At 52.4% G+C, this 24,007-nt stretch carries 22 protein-coding genes and 1 riboswitch; of the genes, 10 read left to right on the top strand and 12 right to left on the bottom strand.

Features of this window, described 5'->3' with window-relative positions; translation table 11 throughout:
• Positions 1 to 26: 26 nt before the first annotated feature.
• Positions 27 to 230, top strand: coding sequence for a hypothetical protein (locus tag ADG72_RS06470; RefSeq protein WP_048713559.1), 204 nt, complete (start codon positions 27 to 29; stop codon positions 228 to 230).
• 130 nt (positions 231 to 360) lie between these two features.
• Here ADG72_RS06470 and der read toward each other — a convergent pair whose 3' ends face one another.
• The gene (der, locus tag ADG72_RS06465) at positions 361 to 1,842 is read right to left on the bottom strand and encodes a ribosome biogenesis GTPase Der (RefSeq protein WP_048713557.1); all 1,482 of its coding nucleotides are present in this window, start codon (positions 1,840 to 1,842) and stop codon (positions 361 to 363) included.
• A 37-nt stretch (positions 1,843 to 1,879) separates the two neighbouring features.
• Positions 1,880 to 3,439: a UDP-N-acetylmuramoyl-L-alanyl-D-glutamate--2,6-diaminopimelate ligase gene (locus ADG72_RS06460; RefSeq protein ID WP_048713793.1), complete on the bottom strand. Its 1,560-nt coding sequence runs from the start codon at positions 3,437 to 3,439 to the stop codon at positions 1,880 to 1,882.
• Positions 3,440 to 3,517: 78 nt separating this feature from the next.
• Here ADG72_RS06460 and pepN point away from each other — a divergent pair, with 78 nt between their 5' ends.
• From pepN to ADG72_RS06420, 8 genes are all read left to right on the top strand, one after another.
• Positions 3,518 to 6,097: an aminopeptidase N gene (pepN, locus tag ADG72_RS06455; RefSeq protein ID WP_048713555.1), complete on the top strand. Its 2,580-nt coding sequence runs from the start codon at positions 3,518 to 3,520 to the stop codon at positions 6,095 to 6,097.
• Positions 6,094 to 6,924, top strand: coding sequence for a DUF881 domain-containing protein (locus ADG72_RS06450; RefSeq protein WP_048713552.1), 831 nt, complete (start codon positions 6,094 to 6,096; stop codon positions 6,922 to 6,924). The genes pepN and ADG72_RS06450 overlap by 4 nt, the downstream gene beginning before the upstream one ends.
• Before the next feature lies 1 nt (position 6,925).
• On the top strand, positions 6,926 to 7,258 hold the full coding sequence (locus ADG72_RS06445) for a small basic family protein (RefSeq protein WP_009409423.1): 333 nt from the start codon (positions 6,926 to 6,928) through the stop codon (positions 7,256 to 7,258).
• Positions 7,259 to 7,260: 2 nt separating this feature from the next.
• Positions 7,261 to 8,058, top strand: a complete 798-nt coding sequence (locus ADG72_RS06440; protein WP_048713550.1) for a DUF881 domain-containing protein — start codon at positions 7,261 to 7,263, stop codon at positions 8,056 to 8,058.
• A 67-nt stretch (positions 8,059 to 8,125) separates the two neighbouring features.
• Positions 8,126 to 8,560 carry an FHA domain-containing protein gene (locus ADG72_RS06435; RefSeq protein ID WP_009409421.1) on the top strand — a complete coding sequence of 145 codons (435 nt, stop codon included), beginning with the start codon at positions 8,126 to 8,128 and terminating at the stop codon, positions 8,558 to 8,560.
• A complete protein-coding gene (locus ADG72_RS06430; RefSeq protein WP_048713546.1) occupies positions 8,557 to 9,315 on the top strand; it encodes a MerR family transcriptional regulator in 759 nt (252 codons plus the stop codon). The genes ADG72_RS06435 and ADG72_RS06430 overlap by 4 nt, the downstream gene beginning before the upstream one ends.
• Before the next feature lie 127 nt (positions 9,316 to 9,442).
• Complete coding sequence (locus ADG72_RS06425; RefSeq protein ID WP_192831732.1) at positions 9,443 to 9,979, top strand: MerR family transcriptional regulator; 537 nt, start codon at positions 9,443 to 9,445, stop codon at positions 9,977 to 9,979.
• A gap of 222 nt (positions 9,980 to 10,201) precedes the next feature.
• Entirely contained in the window at positions 10,202 to 10,567 is a 366-nt protein-coding gene (locus ADG72_RS06420) for an RNA polymerase-binding protein RbpA (RefSeq protein WP_048713543.1), read from the top strand.
• A gap of 69 nt (positions 10,568 to 10,636) precedes the next feature.
• Here the strand turns inward: ADG72_RS06420 and ADG72_RS06415 are convergent, their stop codons facing one another.
• The 5 genes from ADG72_RS06415 to ADG72_RS06395 are packed head-to-tail and all read right to left on the bottom strand — an operon-like array spanning position 10,637 to position 17,582.
• Positions 10,637 to 11,395: a polyprenol monophosphomannose synthase gene (locus ADG72_RS06415; protein ID WP_048713542.1), complete on the bottom strand. Its 759-nt coding sequence runs from the start codon at positions 11,393 to 11,395 to the stop codon at positions 10,637 to 10,639.
• Complete coding sequence (gene lnt / locus ADG72_RS06410) at positions 11,395 to 12,909, bottom strand: apolipoprotein N-acyltransferase (protein ID WP_048713541.1); 1,515 nt, start codon at positions 12,907 to 12,909, stop codon at positions 11,395 to 11,397. Before lnt ends, ADG72_RS06415 begins: the two co-directional genes overlap by 1 nt.
• 56 nt (positions 12,910 to 12,965) lie before the next feature.
• Positions 12,966 to 15,668 carry a DEAD/DEAH box helicase gene (locus ADG72_RS06405; protein WP_048713540.1) on the bottom strand — a complete coding sequence of 901 codons (2,703 nt, stop codon included), beginning with the start codon at positions 15,666 to 15,668 and terminating at the stop codon, positions 12,966 to 12,968.
• A 29-nt stretch (positions 15,669 to 15,697) separates the two neighbouring features.
• Entirely contained in the window at positions 15,698 to 16,672 is a 975-nt protein-coding gene (locus ADG72_RS06400; protein ID WP_048713536.1) for a helix-turn-helix transcriptional regulator, read from the bottom strand.
• Positions 16,665 to 17,582: a helix-turn-helix transcriptional regulator gene (locus tag ADG72_RS06395; RefSeq protein WP_048713534.1), complete on the bottom strand. Its 918-nt coding sequence runs from the start codon at positions 17,580 to 17,582 to the stop codon at positions 16,665 to 16,667. Before ADG72_RS06395 ends, ADG72_RS06400 begins: the two co-directional genes overlap by 8 nt.
• A 103-nt stretch (positions 17,583 to 17,685) precedes the next feature.
• Between ADG72_RS06395 and ADG72_RS06390 the strand changes: the two genes are divergently transcribed.
• Complete coding sequence (locus tag ADG72_RS06390; protein ID WP_048713531.1) at positions 17,686 to 18,858, top strand: glycosyltransferase; 1,173 nt, start codon at positions 17,686 to 17,688, stop codon at positions 18,856 to 18,858.
• A gap of 56 nt (positions 18,859 to 18,914) precedes the next feature.
• Here ADG72_RS06390 and ADG72_RS06385 read toward each other — a convergent pair whose 3' ends face one another.
• From ADG72_RS06385 to fmt, 5 genes are all read right to left on the bottom strand, one after another.
• On the bottom strand, positions 18,915 to 19,910 hold the full coding sequence (locus ADG72_RS06385; protein ID WP_048713528.1) for an ABC transporter substrate-binding protein: 996 nt from the start codon (positions 19,908 to 19,910) through the stop codon (positions 18,915 to 18,917).
• 25 nt (positions 19,911 to 19,935) lie between these two features.
• On the bottom strand, positions 19,936 to 20,706 hold the full coding sequence (locus tag ADG72_RS06380) for an ABC transporter permease (protein ID WP_048713526.1): 771 nt from the start codon (positions 20,704 to 20,706) through the stop codon (positions 19,936 to 19,938).
• Positions 20,707 to 20,762: 56 nt separating this feature from the next.
• A riboswitch (FMN riboswitch) is annotated at positions 20,763 to 20,887 on the bottom strand.
• Between the two features lie 34 nt (positions 20,888 to 20,921).
• Positions 20,922 to 21,587, bottom strand: coding sequence for a ribulose-phosphate 3-epimerase (rpe, locus tag ADG72_RS06375; RefSeq protein ID WP_048713523.1), 666 nt, complete (start codon positions 21,585 to 21,587; stop codon positions 20,922 to 20,924).
• Positions 21,584 to 23,059, bottom strand: a complete 1,476-nt coding sequence (locus ADG72_RS06370; RefSeq protein ID WP_048713520.1) for a transcription antitermination factor NusB — start codon at positions 23,057 to 23,059, stop codon at positions 21,584 to 21,586. Before ADG72_RS06370 ends, rpe begins: the two co-directional genes overlap by 4 nt.
• Positions 23,059 to 24,003 carry a methionyl-tRNA formyltransferase gene (fmt, locus tag ADG72_RS06365; RefSeq protein ID WP_048713518.1) on the bottom strand — a complete coding sequence of 315 codons (945 nt, stop codon included), beginning with the start codon at positions 24,001 to 24,003 and terminating at the stop codon, positions 23,059 to 23,061. Before fmt ends, ADG72_RS06370 begins: the two co-directional genes overlap by 1 nt.
• Positions 24,004 to 24,007 lie beyond the last annotated feature (4 nt).

Below are 24,007 nucleotides of genomic sequence, written 5' to 3'. Positions count from 1 at the left end.
GCCCCGAAGTCGCGGATGAGGCAATGATGGCCTACACGCAAGAAGACTTTCAGGAATGGATTTTCTTCATTTCTGACAAGCTGGACTTCATGACCGATACATTCGCAAAGGAAAATGGACTGAATCTCGACTTCTCAGTTGAGTCTATTGATGCCCTCGAAGAGTGGATGCTTGCACATTACTCATCGATGCCACAACATCTCTCAATCGGCGCACAGGGACGTATATGAGCACAATCTTCCGGTATCAGATCGAGCTTTCCAAAGAAAATGACTGAGCACATGTGAATGTGTCTAGGTGAAACTAGTGGTGTGGCCTCCCCAGTGGGGAGGCCACACCACTTAAGAACTCTATGAGAGATTAGCGACGACGACGCTCGCGTACACGTACCGAAATTTGGATGGGGGAGCCCTCAAATCCAAAGTCTTCGCGCAGACGACGCTCAATGAATCGACGGTAACCTGGATCCAAAAACCCGGTTGTGAAGATAACGAAACGCGGAGGCATGTTCGATACCTGGGTCGCGAAGAGGATTCGAGGTTGCTTTCCGCCACGAAGGGGGTGCGGATGCGCTGCAACCAACTCACCCAAGAAGGCATTGAGTCGGCCTGTGGGAATGCGTGTTTCCCAGCTATCCAGTGCAGTCTCCATCGCACGTGTCAGACGGTTAATATGCCAGGTTGTCTTCGCTGACACGTTAATTCGCGGTGCCCATGAGACTTGAACAAGCTCTCGTTCAAGCTCCGAACGAAGCTGAGCTTGGCGTTCTTCATCAACCAAGTCCCACTTGTTGTTGATGATAACCACTGCACGGCCGGCATCAACTGCCTGCTGCACGACTCGGATGTCTTGCTCTGTCAGCGGCTCTGAAGCGTCGAAAAGAATCAACGCAAGCTCTGCCTTTTCAAGAGCAGCTTGAGTTCGAATTGACGCATAGTAGTCAGCACCCGTTGTTCGATGCATCTTGCGGCGAATGCCCGCGGTATCAACGAACCACCACTGCTGCCCGTCAAGCTCAATGAGCTCATCAACTGGATCACGAGTCGTACCAGCAAGCTCGTTGACGACAACGCGTTCAGAACCCGCCAGGGCGTTGAGCAGCGATGATTTACCAACGTTCGGACGCCCGATCAGAGCAACTCGACGGGGACCACCCGCAGGCAGTGCTGAAGCCACCGAAGACACTTCAGGAAGAACAGCCATAACTGCATCGAGCAGATCGCCGGTACCACGGCCGTGAAGTGCGGAAATAGCGTAGGGTTCACCCATGCCGAGTGACCATAGGTAGGCGGCTTCAGCTTCTTGCATCGCAGAATCGACCTTGTTCGCCGCTAGAACGACGGGCTTACCACTCTTACGAAGCATTGAGACGATACGTTCATCCGTATCTGTCATTCCAACAGTGGCATCGACAACGAACAGTACGGCATCTGCCAGATCGACCGCGATTTCTGCTTGTTCTGCGACTGATCGATCAATTCCCTTGACATCAATTTCCCAGCCGCCAGTATCAACAAGGGTGAAGTGACGACCTGCCCAATCCGCAGGATAAGATACTCGGTCTCTCGTAACACCAGGGGTGTCTTGAACAACCGCTTCACGTCGGCCGATAATGCGGTTCACCAATGTTGACTTGCCGACATTGGGGCGCCCGATCACTGCCAGAACAGGAAGACCGAATTCGCTGTCCTGAGAATCAGAATTCTCGAATTCGCCGTTGAGCAGGGCAAGGTCTTCGTCGTCAAGCTCAAACTGGTCAAGGGAGTCACGCATCGCACGTGCGCGTAGCTCTGCTTGACCTTCATCGAAAGGCTCTGTGTTCTCGAGGTATTCTTCAGTCACGTCCTTATCCTATCGGTAGTCGGTGATCACAAGCGCGTTACAGGCGCGCGCGAATGTCTTGTTCCAACACTTCACGAGCGACGGGAACATCGTTATAGACGTGCTTGATTCCCTGGATATCTTGATACCACTCGGCACCCTTTCCGGAAATGACGACGATATCTCCCGCATCTGCCGCAAGAATTGCCTGACGGACTGCGTCGCGGCGGCATGTGGTCACTTCAGTAACATCATGGAAATCAGGACGAACACGCCGAATTCCGTTGAGGAGCTGCTGGCGAATAGACGAGGCATCTTCAGTACGCGGATTCTCATCGGTTACCCATAAAACGTCAGCAAGTTGAGCAGCGATTTCGGCTAGAGGCTCACGCTTTGTCGCATCGCGATCACCATCGGTTCCAAAGACTAAAACGAGCTTGCCACGAGTCAACTCGCGGACAGATTTGAGTGTCCAATCGAGTCCCTCTGGGGTATGTGCAAAGTCCACGATGACAAGTGGTTGTGCGCCTGGATCGGGATTGACGGAGGTCATGCGACCGGGAATCTGTTCTGCACCTTCGAGAGCCGAAACTGCAGCTTCGAACTCACATCCCAGCTGCAGTGCTGCAACCAGTGCAACGACGGCGTTTTGAACATTAACTTCACCGAGCATCGGCATCCGAATGAGGCGTTCATCGCCCTGAGGGGTCACCAGATCAAAGGTGACAGCGGGGATTGCGCGATCGAAGTTGATGCGCCGAACAGTCCAATCGGCCTCGCGATGGGAAAAAACCGAAACTGTAGTAACGGGCACTTCACTTTCTTGAGCTAAACGAAGGCCCCACTCATCATCAACACAGACGACACCGCAACGCGAGTGTGCAGGAGTGAACAAAGTCTTCTTGGCCTCGAAGTAATGCTCCATGTCACCGTAGTAATCCAGGTGATCATGCTGAAGATTCGTAAACGCTGCGACATCAAAAACAATGTCATCAACACGATTCAAACTCAGCGCATGCGCCGAGACCTCAACAATGGCTGCACCGCAATCTTCTTCTCGAGCAAGCGCGAGAATACGCTCAACCTCAGGGGCCTCGGAAGTCGTCTTTTCCGAATTGATGACGAGGTCACCAACACGAATCTCAACAGTTCCGCACAGTGCAGGATCGTTAAAGGTACTGCGCAGAATGGAACGAAGAAGGTAAGTTGTTGTGGTCTTTCCATTCGTTCCAGTTACGGCCGCCGTTTTGAGTGCCGAGGCCGGATGTCGATAAATCTTCGCCGCGATAGTTGCGCTCGCACGACGCGGATCCGCAACAATAACGATTGGAATATCTGCGTTCATTTCACGCGCGCGTTCAGAGCCTTCACGATCTGTAACAACTGCTGAAGCACCTGCTTCGACGGCGGCGTGGAGGAAGCGAATACCATGCTGGACCAGTCCAGGAATCGCAACAAATACCCAATGATCTTCAATATCGATCGAGGAAACGCTGACACCAGAAACGGGCTGTTCTGTATCTGGGCACAGCGACCAATCAACCCCCTGAACCCCTTCGAGTGCCTCAGAGAGCGAAATTGGTGACGTAATCGGACGAATATCGGTGGCATAAGTCATGACTTTTAGGTTATCCGCTTGCTCCGCGAAAAGCTTCTTCATCGACACGTCAACACAAAATTTCTCTAAAATGAGGGCATGTATGTCCTGACTCGTGAAGATGCACGTCGCCGTTCAACCGTTGTTACAGTCCGCCACATCGATGTCACACTTCACCTTGAAGAAGCGGCAACTGAGAAAAGCTCGTACCGCGTTCTCTCGCGCATGAGCCTTATCTCTCATGAACCGACGCTTTTTGTCGATGTCGCTGGTGAAGTCCAGACGGTTTCGATTGATGATGTACCTTTATCATCCACTCAATTCACTCACGACGGTGAACGCCTCGATATCAGTGGAGTTCCGACCGAGCGTGAGGTCACGATTAGCGTTGAAGCTGATTGTCGCTTTTCGACGACGGGGGAGGGGCTGCATCGCTATCGTGATCCCGAGGATGGGCGCTACTACCTTTACACACAATTTGAGCCTGAAGACGCTCACCGCGCGTGGCCGTGCTTCGACCAACCTGATATGAAACCCACGTGGACTTTCCACGTCTATGCGCCTCATGAGTGGGTTGTGACATCCAATGGGATTGGAAGCTCTAAGGATTGCGGTAACGGCATCACGCTATGGGATTTCACCACCACTGAGCCTTTGTCGAGCTACATCACAGCGGTCGTAGCGGGCCAGTGGGCAGTCGCCCAGGGCGGGACCTGGGAAGGAAGCGCAGGCGATGGCAACACTGCAACGCTGCAACTTCGCTTGCTCTGCCGCCAGGCTTTAGCGCATTCAATGGATAGTGATGACATCCTTACTGTCACGCGTGCCGGTTTAGATCACTATCACGAACATTATGGTTACACCTTCCCATGGGGAAGCTACGACCAGATTTTTGTTCCCGAATACAATCTGGGAGCAATGGAGAATCCCGGATGTATCACCTTCAATGAGAACTATCTGAGCCGTGATACACCGTCGTTTGCGCTGCGACAAAAACGCGCGAACACAATCCTTCACGAGATGTGCCACATGTGGTTTGGTGATCTGGTGACTCCGGCATGGTGGGAAAACCTCTGGCTAAAAGAGTCTTTTGCGGAGAACCAAGGAACCACAAGTGCCGCTGAGGCGACAATTTACACGGGGGAGTGGGCCTCATTTGCCATCGGCCGTAAAGCGTGGGCATTGGCCCAGGACCAGTACCCGACAACGCACCCCATCGTTGCAGATATCCCTGATATCCCTGCTGCAAAAAACAACTTTGACGGCATTACGTACGCAAAGGGCGCAGCAGTCCTTAAACAGCTTGTTGCATGGGTTGGCGAAGAGACCTTCTATAAGGGGGTACGACTGTATTTCCAGAGATTCGCCAACTCTTCAACCGGCCTAGAGGATCTCTTGGGAGCATTGGAAGAGGCCAGTGGCGAAGATCTTGGAAAGTGGAAGGACGCGTGGCTCCTGACCACAGGTCCCTCTACTCTTTCGCTTAGCTGGGCAAGTGATGGTGCAGGCCGCCTGACCGGCCTCCATATGCATCAGGAAGGGCTCGCTCGTCCACACAGCCTTGAAGTCTCATTCTGGACAGCAAATAACGGTGTTTTAAGGGAAAAGTGCCGTTTGCGCGTTCGCATAGAAGAAGCCGATTCAGCCGTTGAGGTCCCTCCGGAGCTTACTGAAGCAGGTAGTGAACAAGACATCGATTTGGTGGTCGTGAATGACCTCGATTTGACCTATGCGATTTCGCGCTTTGATGAGCATTCGATGCGAACAGCGCTCGCACACGTGTCGACCATTGAACGTCCTATTACTCGCGCTGTCATTTGGTCCAATCTCTTTAGCGCACTTCGAGCCGGTGAATTGGATCCGCGCGACTACATTCACTCGGCTCTCACCCATATGGCTGAGGAAAGCGAAGATGCGATTTTCGAGCGTCTGCTGGCAACAATCCGAGTCGCCCGCTCATTCCTTCCTCGCAGTTCACGAGATCGTTGCGATCACGAGATCTTGAACACGCTTGCAGAATTTATGCGTCATGCTTCCCGCGACCGAGGCCGCGCTGCCCTTCGGCTTTTTGCTGACGTCTGGATAGCATGCTCAGATGAGACCTACACCGAGGCTGTGCTTGAACTCGCCCACGGTCGTCACGGCGATCGGCTTCCCTTCATCGAGGGGGAAGAAAGCGCGTGGGATCTTCGCAGGGCTTGCGCCGCGCGAGGCCTCGTGACCGAGAAAGAGTTGGATTCCTGGCTCGAGGCATCACCGACGGGGGAGAACCGCAACCGCTGGATACGTGCACGCGCAGCGCTTCCGGAGGCTCATATTCGTTCACAGGTTTGGAACGATATTTGTCACGGATCGGCAATGTCGAACCTTGATTTAAGTGCTTCATTGCAAGGTCTTAACGATTCAACGTGGAGTAGCCCCGGCTATGTAACGCAGTACTTCAATCAGCTGCTCCCATTTTGGAAGAACTCATCAATGGGGCTCGGGATTCGTTTTGTTGAGGGCGGTTTCCCGATGTCTATTGATATTGAGCGTCAAACCTCAGATGAGAATCCAATTGAGGCTGCAAAGATCTGGCTTGACGAGTACTCAGATGTGGCACCCGCACTTACTCGCCTAGTCGTTGAGAAGCTCGATGATCTTGAGCGGGCTTATTCTCGTCAGAAGCAGTGGCAATGAGTAATCAGCATGCCTCTTCGTCGTCGGTAGGTAATGATCCCGCTGCATCGATGTCCCTCTTGAAGGCAATCCTCGAGAACCCCTTGGATGCTGGATACGGGACCTATCACGAGAAAGCTAGTCGGGGTGTAACTTCGGTTTTCCATCGGAGCATCACAATTCTCATTGCAATCGCATTGGGCATTGGTGCAGGTTTTGCAATCAGCGGTTTACGTGCCCAAGCACAAGGGGATGTGCACTCATCTCTTTTGAGCCATGCTCAGACTCAAACGCAGCAAATCACTCAAATGAGAGACGAAGTCGCGACACTTCGAACGCATGTGAAAGAACTGTCAGCTCAGCAGGGACAAAGCAGTATTCACGAAAATGCTGCAACCGCGCTGGCCAATGCTGATACTCAAGTGAGTGGGCCGGGACTGAAAGTTACACTTACTGACGCGGCAAACGCTGTGTCTTCACGGCAAAGCGGTCAAGGGCAGGTACGTGACCAAGATATTCGAATGGTTGTCAATGCTCTGTGGGGTGCCGGGGCTGAAGCAGTTAGTGTGAACGGCCAAAGAATTGGTCCCGGTTCTTTCATCCGAACTGCAGGTTCAGCGATCTTGGTTGACGTCACACCGGTTTCTTCACCGTATACGATTGAGGCAATTGGTGATGCGAATACCTTGTCATTGTCGCTGGTTCGCGGCTCAACGGGGGATTATTTGTCCAGTGCAGAATCCCTCACAGGAATTAAACTGAGTGCGCAGTCTGTCAAAGAGATGACGCTCAACGCACGCGATAACCGGTCAACTCGTTGGAGTGAGACCATCGAAGAGGGGCACTAAGGTGTTAGCAGTTCTTGGTCTGATATTTGGAATTGTCGTTGGCGTCCTCATCGACCCCACTGTCCCCACATGGCTTCAGCCCTTCCTGCCGGTGGCCGTTGTTGCCGGCCTCGATGCCCTTCTCGGTGCAGGCAGAGCTTGGCTTGAAGGGACATTTCAAGACCGCGTTTTTGTCATGTCCTTTTTCTGGAACGTCGTGGTCGCTTGCCTATTGGTGTTCTTGGGGACGCAATTGGGCGTTGGCTCAGCAATGACAACTGCAGTCGTTGTGGTTCTCGGAATTCGTATTTTCTCGAACACTGCCTCGATCCGTCGATTGATTTTTAAGGCCTGAGAATGGGACAGCACGCGAAAAAGAGCCAAGCGACTCCCCGGACCGAGACGGGTGAAGCGGGGGAGAAGGCACTCAACGACTCCTCGGTAAAACCCTTGGGTATGCGCCTCAAAGCGGCGATATTGGCGATGCCTCGAGGAACGCATCTTTTGCTGTTTGTTATCTGCCTAATTCTTGGGATTGCCTTGGTCACTCAAGTTCGAGCACAACGAACAGATCCGCTCACCTCGCTTAGTCAGGAAGAACTAGTTGAACTGCTCGACAATCTTTCTGTCCAGGAACAAAACCTTCGTGTTGAACGAGGGAAGCTGGAATCCCAAGTCAGTCAGCTTGAGGACGAATCTCAAAAAGAAGAGGCCGCAGCGAATGCTGCGAAGAAAGCTGAAGAGCAGGCAAAAATTAACTCTGGGCAGGTCGCTGTCCATGGTCCTGGAATCGAGATGATTATCAGCGACCCCGCACATTCTTTGAGTGCAACTCATTTTGTAATGGCGTTGGGTGAACTCCGAAATGCTGGTTCCGAAGCCGCTGAAATTAACGGCCATCGCGTCACTGTATCATCGAGTTTCACCAGTGACGGGGGAGTAATCAGCGTGGACGGACAGGCCCTTTCAAGCCCATACGTATGGAAAGTCATTGGTGATTCACAGACCATTTCTACGGCCCTAGAAATTCAAGCAGGTAGTGCGGCTCAGATGCGCGCAAAGGGTGCTTCAGTAACAATCACGCAGATGAAAGACCTGAAGATCACCACGATTTCGACACCCAAATCACCGGAATTTGCAAAGCAAATCGGTTAAAAGCCTTCGCGAACACTGGGCCGCCACACTATACTGTTGCTGTTGTCCCTCAGAACTGGAGCGAGTAATGGAAAACCAGAGCCAAGAGTTTGACCCGACTGCAACTTCGGTCTTCAGCCTGAATACTGTTGAGGAAGTCGCTGACGCGCCTATGCCTTTGTCCGCGCGCGATCAGGACGCAGTCAATGCTCTTCCTGCCGGCTCTGCACTTCTCATTGTTCAACGCGGACCTAATTCGGGCGCGCGATTCCTCTTGGATGCGGAAGTGACAAATGCAGGTCGTTCGCCTCGTGCAGATATCTTCTTGGACGACGTCACTGTCTCACGCAAGCATTGCCAGTTCTTGTCTCGGGATGGCGGACATACCGTCCGCGATTCTGGCTCGCTCAATGGTACCTATGTCAATCGTGAACGTGTTGAGCAGGTTGAGCTCCACGCTGGAGACGAGGTACAGATTGGCAAGTACCGCCTGACCTACCAGCCCTCACCTAACGCACAATGAGCGCGCGCGCTCAGCGCAAGGCCTCGGAAGAAATTGTTGAACCCTGGCCGCGCGGAATTAGTCGTGAGCCAGAGCTTTCAATCGGTCAGCTGGTTGAACGCCTCAAGGCTGAGTTTCCTGCAATCACGCAGTCAAAGGTACGTTTCCTCGAAGACAAGGGGCTTGTAGTCCCTGCACGTACTTCTGCTGGGTATCGTAAGTATTCCCAAGCTGACCTTGAACGTCTCCGCTACGTTTTGGCTTCTCAGCGCGATTCCTATTCGCCTCTTGATGTGATTCGTGATCAGCTTCGAGCACTTGATGCAGGGCACGAAGTCTCCCGTCGACGCGCAGCCCAGGTCGTTGCTTCAGAAGGCAAAGTTGTTTCTTTGGGGAATCGTCGCTCGATTCCCGCTGCAGACCTTGCGGATCTGACGGGTTGCGAACTTGCAGCGATTGAACGCTACGTGTCTCTTGGTTTGGTCACTCCCGACATTGCTGGTTATTTTCCCTCGCGAAGTGTTCAAGTAATTTTGCAGATTCGTGAGCTCGAGGCCCTGGGAGTTGATGCTCGCACCTTGCGCTCGGTGCGTCACGGCGCTGAGCGAAGCGCTGATCTTATCGATCAGACAGTCCTATCCCAGACTCCTCGTGATCGAGCAATTGATCGCGAACGGCAGAACAGCCGACGCCTGGAGCTAGGGGAGAGGTTTGCGCAGCTTCATCACGAGATGTTGCGAGTAGCTTTGTCGCAATTGACCGACGGAGGGGCGTAACCTTCAACTTGAACTTGAAGGCTCGCCGTGTCGTTCATTGACCGGCAAGCTTCAACTTCGTAATCTAATTTCAGTTCGGTCATTCCTCAAACAAGGAGCATTCGTGAGCGCAGAACCGCTGGGTAGCATGCAGGGGCGTCAGCCTATGCTCTTTGGCGACCCTTTGGAGGGGCGCGATGGTGACGATGTTGGTTACCGAGGCCCTGTCGCCTGTGCGGCAGTTGGAATTACCTACCGTCAGCTCGATTACTGGGCGCGCACCGGCTTGCTTCAGCCTTCAGTCCGTGCGGCTAAAGGCTCGGGATCTCAGCGTTTGTATTCATTCAAGGACATTCTTGTCCTGAAGATCGTCAAGAAGCTTCTTGACGCTGGGGTATCTCTTCAGCAAGTTCGCACTGCAGTGACTCAACTTCACCGTCGCGGTGTTGATGATCTTGCCTCCATCACCTTGATGAGTGACGGTGCATCGGTCTACGAGTGCACCTCGACGGATGAAGTTATTGACCTACTTCAAGGCGGTCAAGGCGTGTTTGGAATCGCTGTCGGACGCGTCTGGCGTGAACTCGAAGGTTCTCTGGCTGAACTTCCTAGCGAGCGAGCTGAAGAAAACATCCTTGTTGATGAACTTGCAGCCCGTCGCGCAATGAAGCGTTCGGTTTCTTAATCACTTCGCATTGGCTCACTCAACCGCTGACGTCTCATGCGCATATTCATGGGAGAGTGGCTTCATCGCCCACGAAGTGTGAAGGCTCCTCTAAATTCCTATTACTTGACATAATGTACATTATCGGATTGCGGCTAGTGTGCCGAGAGCAGAGTCAGAACACTGTTCATCCCTTTATCAGCTAAACTTCTACTATTCGGTTATTACTGCGGGAGGATCAAGGTGGCAGATCGCGCGTTACGCGGAATGCAAATCGGTGCAAAGTCGATGGAATCTGAAGATGGCGTCGTCTTCGCCGATCGATTCACAGCAAAGTACTTGTGCACAAACGGACACCATTTTGAAGTTCCCTTCGCAAGCGAAGCAACTCCGCCTGCAACATGGGAATGCAAATGCGGACAAATGGCTGAGCTAATTGGCGAAGCATCGGAAGATGAAGAACAAAAGCCTGCTAAGCCCGCTCGCACTCACTGGGACATGCTTCTTGAGCGTCGTTCAATTGAAGAACTTAACGAGGTTCTGCAAGAACAGCTCGCTCTTCTACGCGAAGGTAAGCTTCGCCTAGAGGGCCATTACCGCAAGGGCTGATCGACTACTCAACAACTTGACATAATGTGTCCCCGCCACATTGGCGGGGACACATTATTTTGTGCATTTTCAGCGACGAGAAGAGAATTTGCGCTTAATACCGTTCTTCGTCACCATGACCAACTCTTCTACAAAGATCGCACCGGAGAGCTTCGATTCCCCGAGTTCTCGCTCATCGAAGGTAATAGGAACTTCTACGATCGTCGCCCCCATAGATTCGGCAAGAGTCGTCATTTCGACTTGGAACCCAAAACCAACCGTTGAAACCTTCTGGAGAATGCCAGTCCCGCGTAGCCACGAGGCTCGATGAACACGCAGGCCCGCTGTTGCATCTTTAATCCGAGTTCCCAACCAGAAATTGATATACGCATTGCCTGCACGCGACAGCGCAACCCTCCAGGGTGCCCAACCATTCGTTTTTCCGCCCGGAACCCACCGCGAGCCGATCACCATATCAGGGCGATCAGGTCCCGCCATTCGTACAAGTAGTTTGGGCAGATCTTCTGGACGATGCGATGCATCTGCATCCATTTGGATGAGGAAGTCAAAACCCATCTCAAGGGCATGTCCCAGTCCCTCGACATATGCAGTAGCAAGACCGGACTTTGCAGGCCGCGTATACAGATGAAGGCGCGAATCAGTTTTCATGCGCTCTTGGACCCACTCTCCCGTTCCATCAGGAGAAGAGTCGTCAACAATAAGAATGTTGAGCTCCGGGAGCACCTCATGGATGCGCGCGAGAAGACCTGGCAGAGATTCAACCTCGCAATAGGTGGGAATAACCGCCACCACTCCCCTGCCGGTTTCATACATCATCGAGTCGGTCATCAGCGGCGCTTTCTATGTGAACGAGAAATGGTTTGAAATGCAAGTGCAACCAGAAGAATTCCAGTGAGCACCCAGCTAATTTTAGCGGAATACGGCGCAAAATGTGCCGCCCATGTCACCGAACTTCGAAGAGGTAGGTCACCAGTGAGCGTTGCTGATTGCATCCGTCCGCTTTGAGAAAGAAGGCTTCCATTGGGTCTGACTAGGACGGAGTTTCCAGTCGTTGATGCTTGTACAGTCGAGCGGGCAAATTCGATCGCTCGAAATTGTGAGATCTGCGCCTGTTGTGCGCCCTCCGCACTGGTCCCAAAGTGATAGTTGTTGGAGGGGATCACAATAATTTGACCACCAGAATTGACACCTTCAGCAAGGAGATCTTCATAAGCCACTTCGAAGCAGATTCCAAGTGCAAGAGGAACCGTGCGACCGTCCTCTAAGTGAACATCAAAACGCGATGAATTATCCACCGCTTCAAGATCAATCCCTACCTGGGCCGCCTCGGTCGCAAGCCGCGAAACAAGCGATCGTGCCGGAATGTATTCCCCAAAAGGTACCGGAATCTGTTTACCGTAATAGGATTCACTCAGTCCAGTATCGGGGTACCACACTCCCATGTAGTTGTATCGGCGATCCTGGTCTACGCGTGTGATCCCGACAAGAATTGGCGCATCAATATCCTTTGCCGAGGAAGAAATAAGGTCCGCTATCAGCCGGTTATATTTCGGGTCGCGGTCAGTTGAAGACTCGCCCCACACCACCAGGTCGACCTTCTCCCCCGTTTGAGCAAGCTCACTGGTCAAACGCGCATGATTTCCAGTCACCTTCCCAATCTGAGAGTATGTCTCTAGGGCAGGAAGCTCAATATTTCCTTGGATTGCAGCAACCTTGATTGATCCTTCTTCTTGAGAGGCATGCAGCGGAAGCGCCATGGGAATAATGACTAAGGCGCACGCAGACGCAAAGCACAAAGGTCGTGAATACCATTGTTGATCCTCGCGCGAAAAATCAAAACTTCGTCGTAGTAGCACTGCGCAGACGACAACCACAGCGCTCACGAGCACTTCCCCACCCCAAGGAGCAAGACGCCCCAGAGGCGTCGCAACCTGTGGGTATGCCAAATTCCCCCATGGGAAGCCCGACCACGGAAAATGGGAACGAAGTTGTTCTATACCAACCCAGGAAACGGCAGTCACACACGCTTGCCCCACAGCGGACCTCGCCCACGAAAGTCGCATAAGACCACTCTCAAGTGAGCCCCACACAGCGAAGAAGAGCGCTTCCACAAAACTCAAAGCAATCCATGGCAGCTTGCTACCGCCTGTCGCCTGAATAGTCCACGGAATAAGCAATAGCCAGAAGGCAATCCCACAAATCAGCATGTAGACGAAAGCCCTCCACGCGCCGACACGATCAACACGAGAAAGCAGCAATGCAAAGGATGGGATTATTAGAAGAGGAAGCGAAATATCGGGAAAGGCTGCCCACAGACCAATGCCGGCAATTAAGCACAGCATAAGGTCAATAACGGTGCCTTGGAACCCTCGTTTTAACCTCTTCTGAGGGCCCGTCTTTACTCCCCTTCCCAAGAGACAACTCCTCTCAGAATCAGTCTTCGCGCCTGACGAGCAACCGTTGAAGTTTCTGCAGAAGCAACATGGGCAATCTGGTCGAGAAGATCCACTACCTGCCGAATCCAGCGAACAAAATCACCTGCGAGAAGTGGCGTCCCCCAGATGGCGGTCGTCAAAGTTGCCCCATTTGCCCATGCCATCACTGCCTGAGCAAGCCCTGGATCGAGCTCTGGAGATTGAGGAACTCCGACACTCTTCTCCACTGACATCACCGCCTGTGACAGCGCAAGCGTTGCTTCCCATGCATGCGCCAACGCGCCTGATGCAGCCGTCCAGGGTTCAACCGCAGCTGATTCTTCGCCTCGAGATTGGTAAACACACGTTGAAACAATTGCAGCGAGTTCGGGCGCCGAAAGATGATCCCACACACCACGTCTAAGGGCTTCAACAACGATCAGATCACGATCACCAAAAATACGACGCAGCAGTTGTCCAGAATCTGTCACAAGATCATTTTTCAGGAACCCCATTTGATCAAGGACTTCGCATACGCGGTCAAATTGTTGTGCAACCGAGTTCGTGCGCCCATCGATTCGTTTGAGAAGCTTCTCGTACTCGGCATTCTTTCGCGCCCAGGTATGGCCGGCACGTGCATGTTCCTCGCGATGTGGACACGAGTGTACGGGATGCGACTTAATCGCCGTGCGAAGTTGAGAAATCTCTACATCAATCGGAAGCGAATCAAGAGGTCTCCGGCCCCTCTTTGCCTCAGATCGAAGGGTCCGGATCCGTTGTGCCCATTCCTCACGTCCACGGTGACGACGCAACGCTTCGGAGGGAGGAACTCGAAGGCTTGCAACGAGCTCAAGTGCACCCGAGAAGTCATCTACGCTCAGAGTATGCAACCTGGCATCGGCGCCCAAAGTACGAAGCAGCGGGCGAAGGCCAGCGGAGTGCTGAAGCTCCAAGACCAGGTAGCGATGCACCTTCCGCTTAGTACCAATGTCGAAGACCTGCCCGGGCTTCAGCGAACGGAAAAGTTCCTGATCCTGTTGCTTTCGCTGGAGGCTACGCTCTCGAGAGGCTTCTTTCTCCATACGTGCGAGCCGATCACGCATTGAAAAATACTCCTGAGCGTTCCCCAGAGAGCAATCAACTCCCTCTCCTAGGGAATCCAATTCACGTTCTAATGCGCGTGCGCTTTGGGCGAGATGGACGACCGAAGAATCGGCTTGAAATTGTGCAAAAGAGGATTCTAAAACCTTGCGCGTCGCCTTACGTGTCGAATGCGCAAGAAGATTGACAACCATGTTGTAGGTCGGGTGGAAAGCACTAACCAGTGGGTATGTTCGTTTCGAGGCCGAAGCGGCAACTTCCTCGGGGGAGATATCCCTTCGTCCGCTGACAACGACGTGGCCTTCAGTATCAATACCACGTCGTCCCGCACGGCCAGATAACTGCGTAAACTCACCGGCAGATAAACGTACGTGTTCGACACCGTTCCACTTCTGGAGCGACTCAATGACCACCGAACGCGCAGGCATATTGATTCCCAGTGCAAGTGTTTCTGTCGCATAGACAAGACGAATAAGCCCCATCGAGAACAACTTTTCGACGGTTTCTTTCATCAGGGGTAGCAAACCGGCATGGTGAGCCGCAATGCCTCGTTCCAGAGCTTTAATCCAAGAGTCGATACCTAAAACAGCGTAATCCTCGGGAGGAATCATCGCTGTGGCTTCCTCTGCGATACGCCGGATCCGCTCTGCTTGGGATCGGTTCGTCAAAGTGACACCCGAGGCGATGACTTCGCGAACAGCATCCTCACACCCGGCCCGTGAGAAGATAAAAACGATTGCGGGAAGCAGATTGGCACGATCAAGGGTAATAACAGTCGCGGGACGCGAACGGAAACGCCGTTGATGAGCGCGCCGACCTTGCGGAGAGCAGGCATAGAGGAGTTCTGGGTTCAAACGCTGAGATTGTCCAGAGCCCCTCCGCGATGGAGCATAGACGTCGTAAAGCTCTCCATCGACGAGCATGTGCTGGAATAGAGGGACCGGTCGAGTCTCGGAAATAATGACATCGCAAGACCCTCGAACTTGGCCAATCCATTCTCCGAATTCTTCGGCATTCGACACTGTCGCTGAAAGAGCAATGACCTTTGTATGTTGAGGAAGATGGATCAGCACTTCTTCCCAGACGGGTCCACGAAAACGGTCGGCTAGATAATGAACTTCATCCAGCACAACGTGACTCAAGTTGGACAGGTCTGCCCCCATATAAATCATGTTGCGCAGGACCTCGGTAGTCATGACGATTATGGGAGCATCAGGATTAATCGATGTATCCCCAGTCAACAGACCAACGCGTGCTTCGCCGTAGCGCTTCTGAAAATCAGTAAACTTCTGATTTGATAATGCCTTAATCGGCGTTGTGTAGAAGGCGCGTGAACCCGTCGAAAGCGAGAGCGCGACGGCAAATTCGCCGACAACTGTCTTCCCGGCACCGGTAGGTGCCGCAACCAGTACACTGTGGCCAGCTTCTAGAGCGTCCATCGCTTGGATTTGGAAGTGATCAGGAGTGAAGCTCAAGCCCTCTACGTAGCGGCTTCTAAAAGATCGATCAATCTTTTGCTGCCGTCGAAACTGAGCCATTCCTTCTGCTGGTGACCAGGAAGATTCTTGTGGCTTGGCGGCCTCCATACTCGCGCGGCGTCTTTTTCGCTTTGGACTCACGCCTCGCTCCTGATCATCTTGGCCTCTTCCCAAATCTCCATCGCGCTTTGAGCATAATCACTGACGCGCTGCTTCCACTCCGCCGGACATTCAATGATATCGGCCGAAATATCACACAGCAGCGCAAGGATCCACTCCTCGTTCCAAATAGGCAAGGAACAGGTAATCGTCTCTGCATCTTCAGAAATCAAAGTAGATTCAAAGTCCTCGCAGATCCATCGCGCATTGGAAGAGATCGTCAGCGTCAGCATTGAGGGAGCGGGCTCAGAAGGAATTGATACTCTCGGGTGCTTCTCGCCGATAACAAGATTATTCATCCGATCTACACGATAGCTTCTGTGAGTTTCCCGAATCGGATCCCATGCATCAAAAATCCAACCGGTACTTAAGTGTTTGAGTCCACGTGGATAGACGCAGCGAGTATAAGAGCCCTCACTACCGAGGTAGTCAAAACACACCTCGCGCTTCTCATCGATTGCCTGCCGCAAATTAATAACGTGTTGAGCGTTGATCTCTTGGTGTAGCTCAGAAGAGTTCGAGCTTTCCTGCTCAAGGTGAATCACCTCAGGAACGCCTCGGCTATCTCCCCCCTCGTAGCTTGCACGGGAGGCAAGTTTTGCGGCGGCACTCAGCAAAACCTCTTCTTCAGACTCGCTGAGGTAAGGAGCAAGAGCACGTAGGGCGACTAGGAGAGCCGCGGCCTCGGCAGGGGTGAGCCTAGGAAGAGAGGGGGTCTGACTTCCGCGAAGAACCACCACTCCCTCTGTCTCATACAGATCCCAATCCAGCCCGTAGGAACGATCAATCATCGAGTCGCCGATTTGCCCCATGTACTCTAAATCGCGGCGAACTTGGCGTGAACTTCGGCCGAAATGCTGAGCGATCTCACGAACATTGTGTCCAGGATTATCCATAATCCACGAGGCCATGGCGAGTATCCGTGCGACCTGAACTGGAGCTTCTTCAGGCATTTTGGCCTCCGTTCAGGGATAACGCACTCTGGAGTTTTTTCTCTAAATCCGAGGCAAACTCATTCGGCTCGATCGGGACAACATCTTGAGCATGAGACAAGATGAAATGGGTCCAGAAACTATAGGGAGCCACGTGGCCACGAAAGCATTGCCATTGCACTGTGCCTGCCCCCGTAGCCCTATCGTCGCGCAGCGCCCTCTTCCATGCCTCGCTTCCCACTCTGGCGAAGAAGCTCGGCTCAAGTGGACGTGAAATACCGATCGTTGGACGGTTAGAAGGACGGGGATAGGCGTCGCCGGGCTCTCCTAGCACCTCAATTGGAGGCAGAATACGTGAAAGCCTGAAACTGCGTTCATCGCCTCGGTCAAGGTCATAGCCTTGAAGATAAATTGCTGAACCAGAAATAAGCAGGTTCCATGGTTCCACAGCACGATTATCGGTTCCCCTAGGACTTCTATACGCAAAGGAAACAACGCTTGCCGAAGTAATCGCTTGGAATAATGGAAGGACATGTTCAGCACCCGAGAGATGAAAATCAATCGTAGACTTGCGATTTGCTGCCGAAGATGCCCGCAATTTTGTAGAAGCGAGTTCAGTTGTTGACGGTTCATTCCATGCTGTCGAGGCTAGGTCAAGCAGTGAGACTTCTTCGAGTGAAAGCTTAAGCAGCTCGGGATCTGAACGGCGTAAGCGGTAAATGAGCTCATCACCACGCGGTTTAACCTCAATGTCAACACCAATTTTTTTAAGCGTCTCTTTATCACGAGTAAAAGCCGAATCAAACGCAGTGTCACTCAGTTTTCGGTAATGCGTCAGTCTACGAATTTGAGAACGTGAACGCCCGCGTTCTGCATAAGTCAGTTCAAAGAGCAGGTCAAGGATACGCACACTTGTATCGTTGCTCTCCACAATGCCCCCTCCTTGTGACAAGATTGATGCACGCTTTAGCGTAGTGCGCGAAAGGCCTCGCAGCTACTAAACACACTGTTCACCTATACTCGGGAAGAACACTATGCGAATTCTTCTATCGGCAAGTGATTTTACGAATGCCACTAATGGACTGGCTCGTTCAGCTCGAGACTTTTGTGCTGGTCTTCGCGCTCGCGGACACGAGGTACGTGTGATCTCCTATGGCGATTCTTCACATGTCGACTACCCACTCCAGCGCCTCAGCGTTCCTTTCCTTGACAGGTATATCAGCGCCGAAAAGTTCAATATCGCTCGCCCCGACCGCTCAATTTTCGAAGCCGCCCTGAGATGGGCGCAGATCCTCTACGTTGAAGATCCTCTTCCCGCAAATGCTCAACTTGTTCGTATAGCACGGCGATTCGCAGTACCTATCGTCGGAAGCTTTCATGTGTATCCGGAAAACTTCTTGGCACCTTTTCCTGCTCTTGATAAACCTATATTCAACCGAATTCTCTATTCTCTATTCGATTGCTCGGTATATTCATACTGCGATGCGATTCACGCACCAACAGAAGCTGTAAAGGAACGCTTACAAGCCGTCGGATATCAAGCTCCTATTACGGCTTTTTCCAATGGCCTACCTTCGGCATCAATTCGTACAGAGAAATCGATAAGTCGTGATGCTGTGAAGGTAGCCGATAGCAGATCACGTTGTACCCGCGATGGAAACACACGTTTTACCTTGGTATGTACCGGGCGTTTGGTTCCAGAAAAGAATCATGCGGTACTTCTTCAAGCTTTGGCCTATTCACGCAACTCTGGCAGCATTGATCTTCATCTTGCCGGTGGTGGACCGCTGGAACACGATCTGCATAAACTAGCCACTCCCCTAGCTTCTCAGGTCCATATTGGTTTCATCCCGCACAATGACCTGATTGCATTATTGGATCGTGCTGATCTCTATATTCATTGTGCTCTGGTCGAAATTGAAGGCCTAGCTGCGCTCGAAGCGATGGCCCGGGGTTGTATGCCAATTCTTGCTCGCTCTGCACAATCATCGACATGGCATTATTCCCTTGATTCACGCAACATATTTGATGCCCGCAATCCCAGAAGATTGGCTGCGCTTATCGATTATTGGCTCGAACATCCCCTTCAGAGAACTGAACTTTCAGCTAGGTACAACTTACTTGCTCGTCATTTGGAAATTAACCACAGCATTGATGCAATTGAGGGTCTTCTCATGCAAACTTTTAGGAATTACCGAAGAGGGTGATTCCCTCAGCCCGAATATCGGCAAGCTGAGGGAATCACTATTTTGAAGCCGCAAAATTATGACTGCGGTATGTAATCGTTTGTCATCACCTGATCAAGAGTGACTTCGCGGACGAGAAGTCCCGAATTTGATGACATGAAGTTGAGCATCTCTTGCCAACGGTTTTGATCTTGTTCCAATGAAACCTTCGAATTCGCTCCCAAAATCAGTAGATTCGTCGCATTAAGGATCTGGGTAGCTGTCGAGCGCGTCTGATCATCCGTCAGGGTAGTATCGCGCTTCTCAGTCGCAGCAAATGCTTGATTTGGATGGTCAACCGCAGCTGTCATCCCCTGTTGTGTTGCGTGAAGAATCTTCTTCAGTTTTTCTGGATTTTCCTTCGCCCAAGTTGATGTCGTAACCAGGGATGCTGAAACCAAAGGAATGGTGCAATCACAGTCGACAACACGGGTATCGACGCCTGCAGCTGAAAGCTGAACAGCATCGTTATTGGCAAAGCCGACAACTGCATCAACGTCTTTATTATTCAGTGCAGAAACTTGGGTATAACCAATCGAGACAACACTGATATCAGAAGTCGTCATGTGGGCGCTAGCTAAGTACGCTTGAAGGGCAAGCCATGAAGATCCGTATTCACCCGGAATTCCTACTTTCTTCCCCTTCAAATCACTGATGCTCTTAATTCCGGTATCGGCACGAGTCAAGATCACGTTGGGCTGCTCACGGTAGTATTGGCCCACCGAAATCACATCCATGCCCTGCGATCTGGCTTGCACTACTTCGTCACCCGTCGCGAGGACAAGTTGTTCTTGTCCGCTCACAAGAGCGGTGAATACTCCTTCGTCATTGCCGTGATGGCGGATATCGACCTTTACCCCTTCCTTGGAGTAATCGCCATTATCCTCAGCAAGATAAACACCAGAGAATTGAACATTTGGCACATAGGTTAAACCAATAACGGTTGTGTCGGATGATGAGGAGGTGCTGGAGCAGCCGCTCATCACAAATACTGCCGTAAGTAAACCGGCAATTCCACGAACAATAGGACGCATAATGCTCTCCAATAGTATGTCGCACCTAGTCTGTTTCAACCATCACGCGTGAGCGCTTTTCCCATGCGGACATGAGTGTGTAGATGACAACTGCCTGTATACACAGGAGCACGATCACAACAAACATTCCTGCCGTATCGACATTCGTGCGCATCTGAGAAAGGAGCATTCCCAGTCCCTTTCCTCCCATCACCATTTCCCCTACGACAGCACCGGTAATAGACAAAGTAAAGCCATTGCGAATGCCGGCAAGAATCGCTGGTGATGCAAGTGGAATTTCAATCTTCAGCGCCATCGTGATCCCTGCCGCCCCATCAAGCTGTGCTGCCTCGCATACTTGGCGATCCAAGGAGCGTAAGCCGACCAGGGAGGAGATGAGAATAGGGAAGAAAGCGATCAATGCACAGAGCATCGAAATTGGAATCACCCCGTAGCCGAACCAGAGTACCAAAAATGGTGCCAAGGCAACGGCGGGTAAAGCCTGCGAGGTCCCTAAAAGGGGCTCAATAGCCTCGGCGATGGTACGGAACCGGAAGATCAGGTAGCTCAATGGAAGTGCAACGCACACACCAATAAATCCACCGACTAGGGCCTCGACTCCGGTTCGCGCAAAAGCGAGCCAGAGCGAAGGCTGTTGAACAAGGGAGTATCCTCGGGCGAGGACGGCGTACGGCGAAGGAAGACGCCACGCTTGGATCCCGCTAAATGCGGTGATCGCCCACCAAAAGAATACTAAGCAGACGATGACGACAAGCGGGGCGATAACAGTGAAGCGGCGAGGTGCTCGACGGCTCACGGTAATCCTTCCCGCACTTCGAGCTATGCAGCCGCTCAGCAGACACTAGGCCCGCTCAACTACTTCTCCCATCCAGGCTTTAACTGTCGGTACTGGAATTACACCAGTTCAACCGCATCGAATGATGCGGGTCGCGGACTTTCACCGCCGGCTCGGACTTACACCGACCCCGAAGTACATAGTTATTCTGGCACGCACGGAAGCGAGTGTCATCTTCAGTGCATGTGCGATTGCGCAAGAGAACGCAGTGTTGCGATCTCCTCAAATGCGTCGTCGGCACGAAAGATTGCCGACCCTGCAACAAAATTGGTTGCGCCCGCGTCAGCAGCACGTTCAATAGTTTTACGGGAAACTCCCCCATCTACTTGAATCGAAATATCCAAAGATGCAGAGGCGATGGCCTCCCGCGTTCGCTGGATCTTTGGAAGCATCGATTCAAGGAAACTCTGACCGCCAAAACCTGGTTCAACCGTCATAATCAAAATCATGTCGAATTCCGGCAAAATATCGACGTAGGGCGTGATGTCCGTCGAAGGCTTGAGTGCAAGAGCAGCACGGGCACCCAGACGTCGGATTTCCCGGGCAGTGCGGATCGGTGCTGAGGCTGCCTCGGCATGGAAGGTGACCGACGCGCAGCCGGCTTCTGCATACGCAGGTGCCCATCGATCTGGATCTTCAATCATCAGGTGAGCGTCAATGGGCAAGATGCCGGTGTTTACACAGGCCTCCACGACGGGAAGCCCCCACGTGAGGTTGGGGACAAAATGATTATCCATAACATCAACATGAGCGATATCGGCACTGGAGATCTTTTTCAGTTCGTCCTCAAGTCTGGCGATATCGCAATTAAGAATCGAAGGCGAAATGAGCGGCGTGGTCATGAGAGCTCCTGAGCTACTGGAAGTTTTTTGAGAGCAGCAATAAACATAAGATCGGTTTCGTTACGGTGTTCCCAAAGCTGAATTGTTCGAGCAGCAATTCCTTCTGCTTGCGGAAGGTTAAGGGGCCTGGGAGTAATTTGCGAGGCCACAGGACGCAGATCCACTAGCTCGACACGTCCCGTGGCGAGAACACGTGAAATCTGATCAAGAGTTTCCTGAACGACCGGTGAGCAGGTGATGTAAACCGTCACTCCCCCAGGCCTGGTCAATTCGATTCCTCGATCAAGTAGCTCCGCCTGAAGTGAAACCAGCTGCGAGACGTCATCTGGATTTCTGCGCCAACGTGATTCAGGCCGACGACGCATCGATCCAAGGCCAGAGCACGGCGCGTCAATTATCACCCGGTCGAACGACTCTAAAGGCCAGCGTGTGCCCTCACCGCCAAAGCGTGTTCCGTCAGAGCACACCACTTCAGTGTTATCAAGGTGTTCAAGGGTCTTTTCGACGAGGCGCGCTCGATGAGAGTGCACCTCGTTGGCAACAAGTTGAGCGCCTCGTTCAACGCCTAGTGAAGCGACCAGCGCCGCTTTACCTCCGGGACCTGCACATAGGTCGAGCCAGTCCTGATCTTTCCCCGTCACAGGGACCTCAGCTGCCAAAATTCCGGCTAGTTGAGAACCTTCATCCTGAACCGCTGCTCGCCTCTGTCTGATTGCAGGAATACGGGCTGGATCCCCGGATTCAAGAAGAACAGCGTAAGGAGATACCTCGCCATCGGCGATACGAGTTCGCAGGTGATCAAGACATTGATCAGCAAGTTCATCAACCTTAATGAGGCTTGGGCGTGCGACAAGGGAAACGTAGGGTGCCTGGTTATTAGCAGCCAAAAGCTCCGCAATCTCTTCACTGGAACAACCGTTAGCAACGAGCGCACGGCTATATTCTTCAACCATCCATTGCGGATGAGAGTATTCGATCGCCAGGCGCTGCGAATCCGGAAGTTCATTCAAAGCTTCCTGCCTTGTCTCTTCACCTTCACGGATCACAGAGCGCAAAACAGCGTTAATAAACTTTGCCGGACCGGCACTGAGATACTGCCGCGCAAGATCGACGGTTTGAGAAACCGCGGCATGGTCGGGAACTCGCATGCGCAGCAGCTGATAAACGCCAAGACGCAGGACATCAACGATGCCACCTTCAATGTCGGAAAGCGGACGTGAAGAGTTTCGAGAGATCACCCAATCAAGGAATCCCTGTTCGCGTAGGGTGCCATAGGTGAGTTCGACAGCGAAAGCTCGATCACGTTGATCTAGATGCGTCTGTCCTTCAAAGGATTTCAAAACTTTTGGAAGAACCAGATTCGCGTAGGCATCCTCATTGCGCACCAAGGTCAGGACCTCAAAGGCGACTTGGCGGGCAGGATCCGCTTCGCGGAAGGAACGATATCCATCGGAATAACGGTGAGTTGCCATCAGAGCGCTGTCCCTTCACCAAGTCGGACATCACTATCCAATCGCGCACCGCGTGCCCATGCAGCTGCATCCATCCACTTTTTACCGGCGGGAGCAACCTGACCAAGCTCAAGACAGAAGTCCGTACAGCCCACAAGCACGTTCTTCTTCGAAACGATGAGACGGCCGGGGCCGGGGGTGGGAACATCAGTCAAAGAAACCTTACCTAGTTTGAGTCTTTGCCCGCGAAATTCCGTATATGCACCCGGGCTGGGAATCACTGCGCGAATTCTAAGCCACGTCTGGTGGGCGCTCTCATCAAAGGAGACGCAGCCGTCACTGGGCTCCAAACGCCGAGCATAGCTGAGTTCGATACCTTCAGGAACGACTTGTGGTTGTGCAATAGCTTGTCCAGCCTCAATCGCATTCACCACATCGACAACTTGCTGAGCACCTAAACGTGCCATTTCATCGAGGAGCTCACCGCTGGTCTGATCGGTAATCTCAACCTTTTGGCGAGAAAAAACGGGACCCGTGTCCAATCCTTCTTCTAGCTGGAAAACACTAGATGCAGTTTCAGTCAGTCCCGAAAGGATTGCCCACTGCACGGGAGCTGCACCACGGAAGAAAGGAAGATCAGAGAAGTGAAGATTAAGCCAACCATGTGGAAGAGCTTCAAGTACGCGCAGGGGAATCAGAGCGCCATAGGCGACAACAACTGCGATATCAGCATTCCAGGCACGAATGCGGTCCAAGGCCTCATCACCTTTAAGAGACGAGGTCTCGAAGAGATCGATTCCAGCTTCACTTGCACGCTGCGCAATGGGCGATGGGACTAGATGACGTCCGCGACCGCTCTTCGCTGGAGGACGAGTAATAACGCCAACGACCTCATGTGGTGACGAGATCAGGGCTTCAAGGGTCGGTAACGCTGGCTCAGGGGTACCTGCAAAAACAATACGCACGCTC

Origin of the sequence: Trueperella pyogenes (assembly GCF_001070855.1) — a bacterium.
Classification (GTDB): domain Bacteria; phylum Actinomycetota; class Actinomycetes; order Actinomycetales; family Actinomycetaceae; genus Pauljensenia; species Pauljensenia pyogenes_A.
This window is presented reverse-complemented; position numbering and strand designations above follow the sequence as displayed.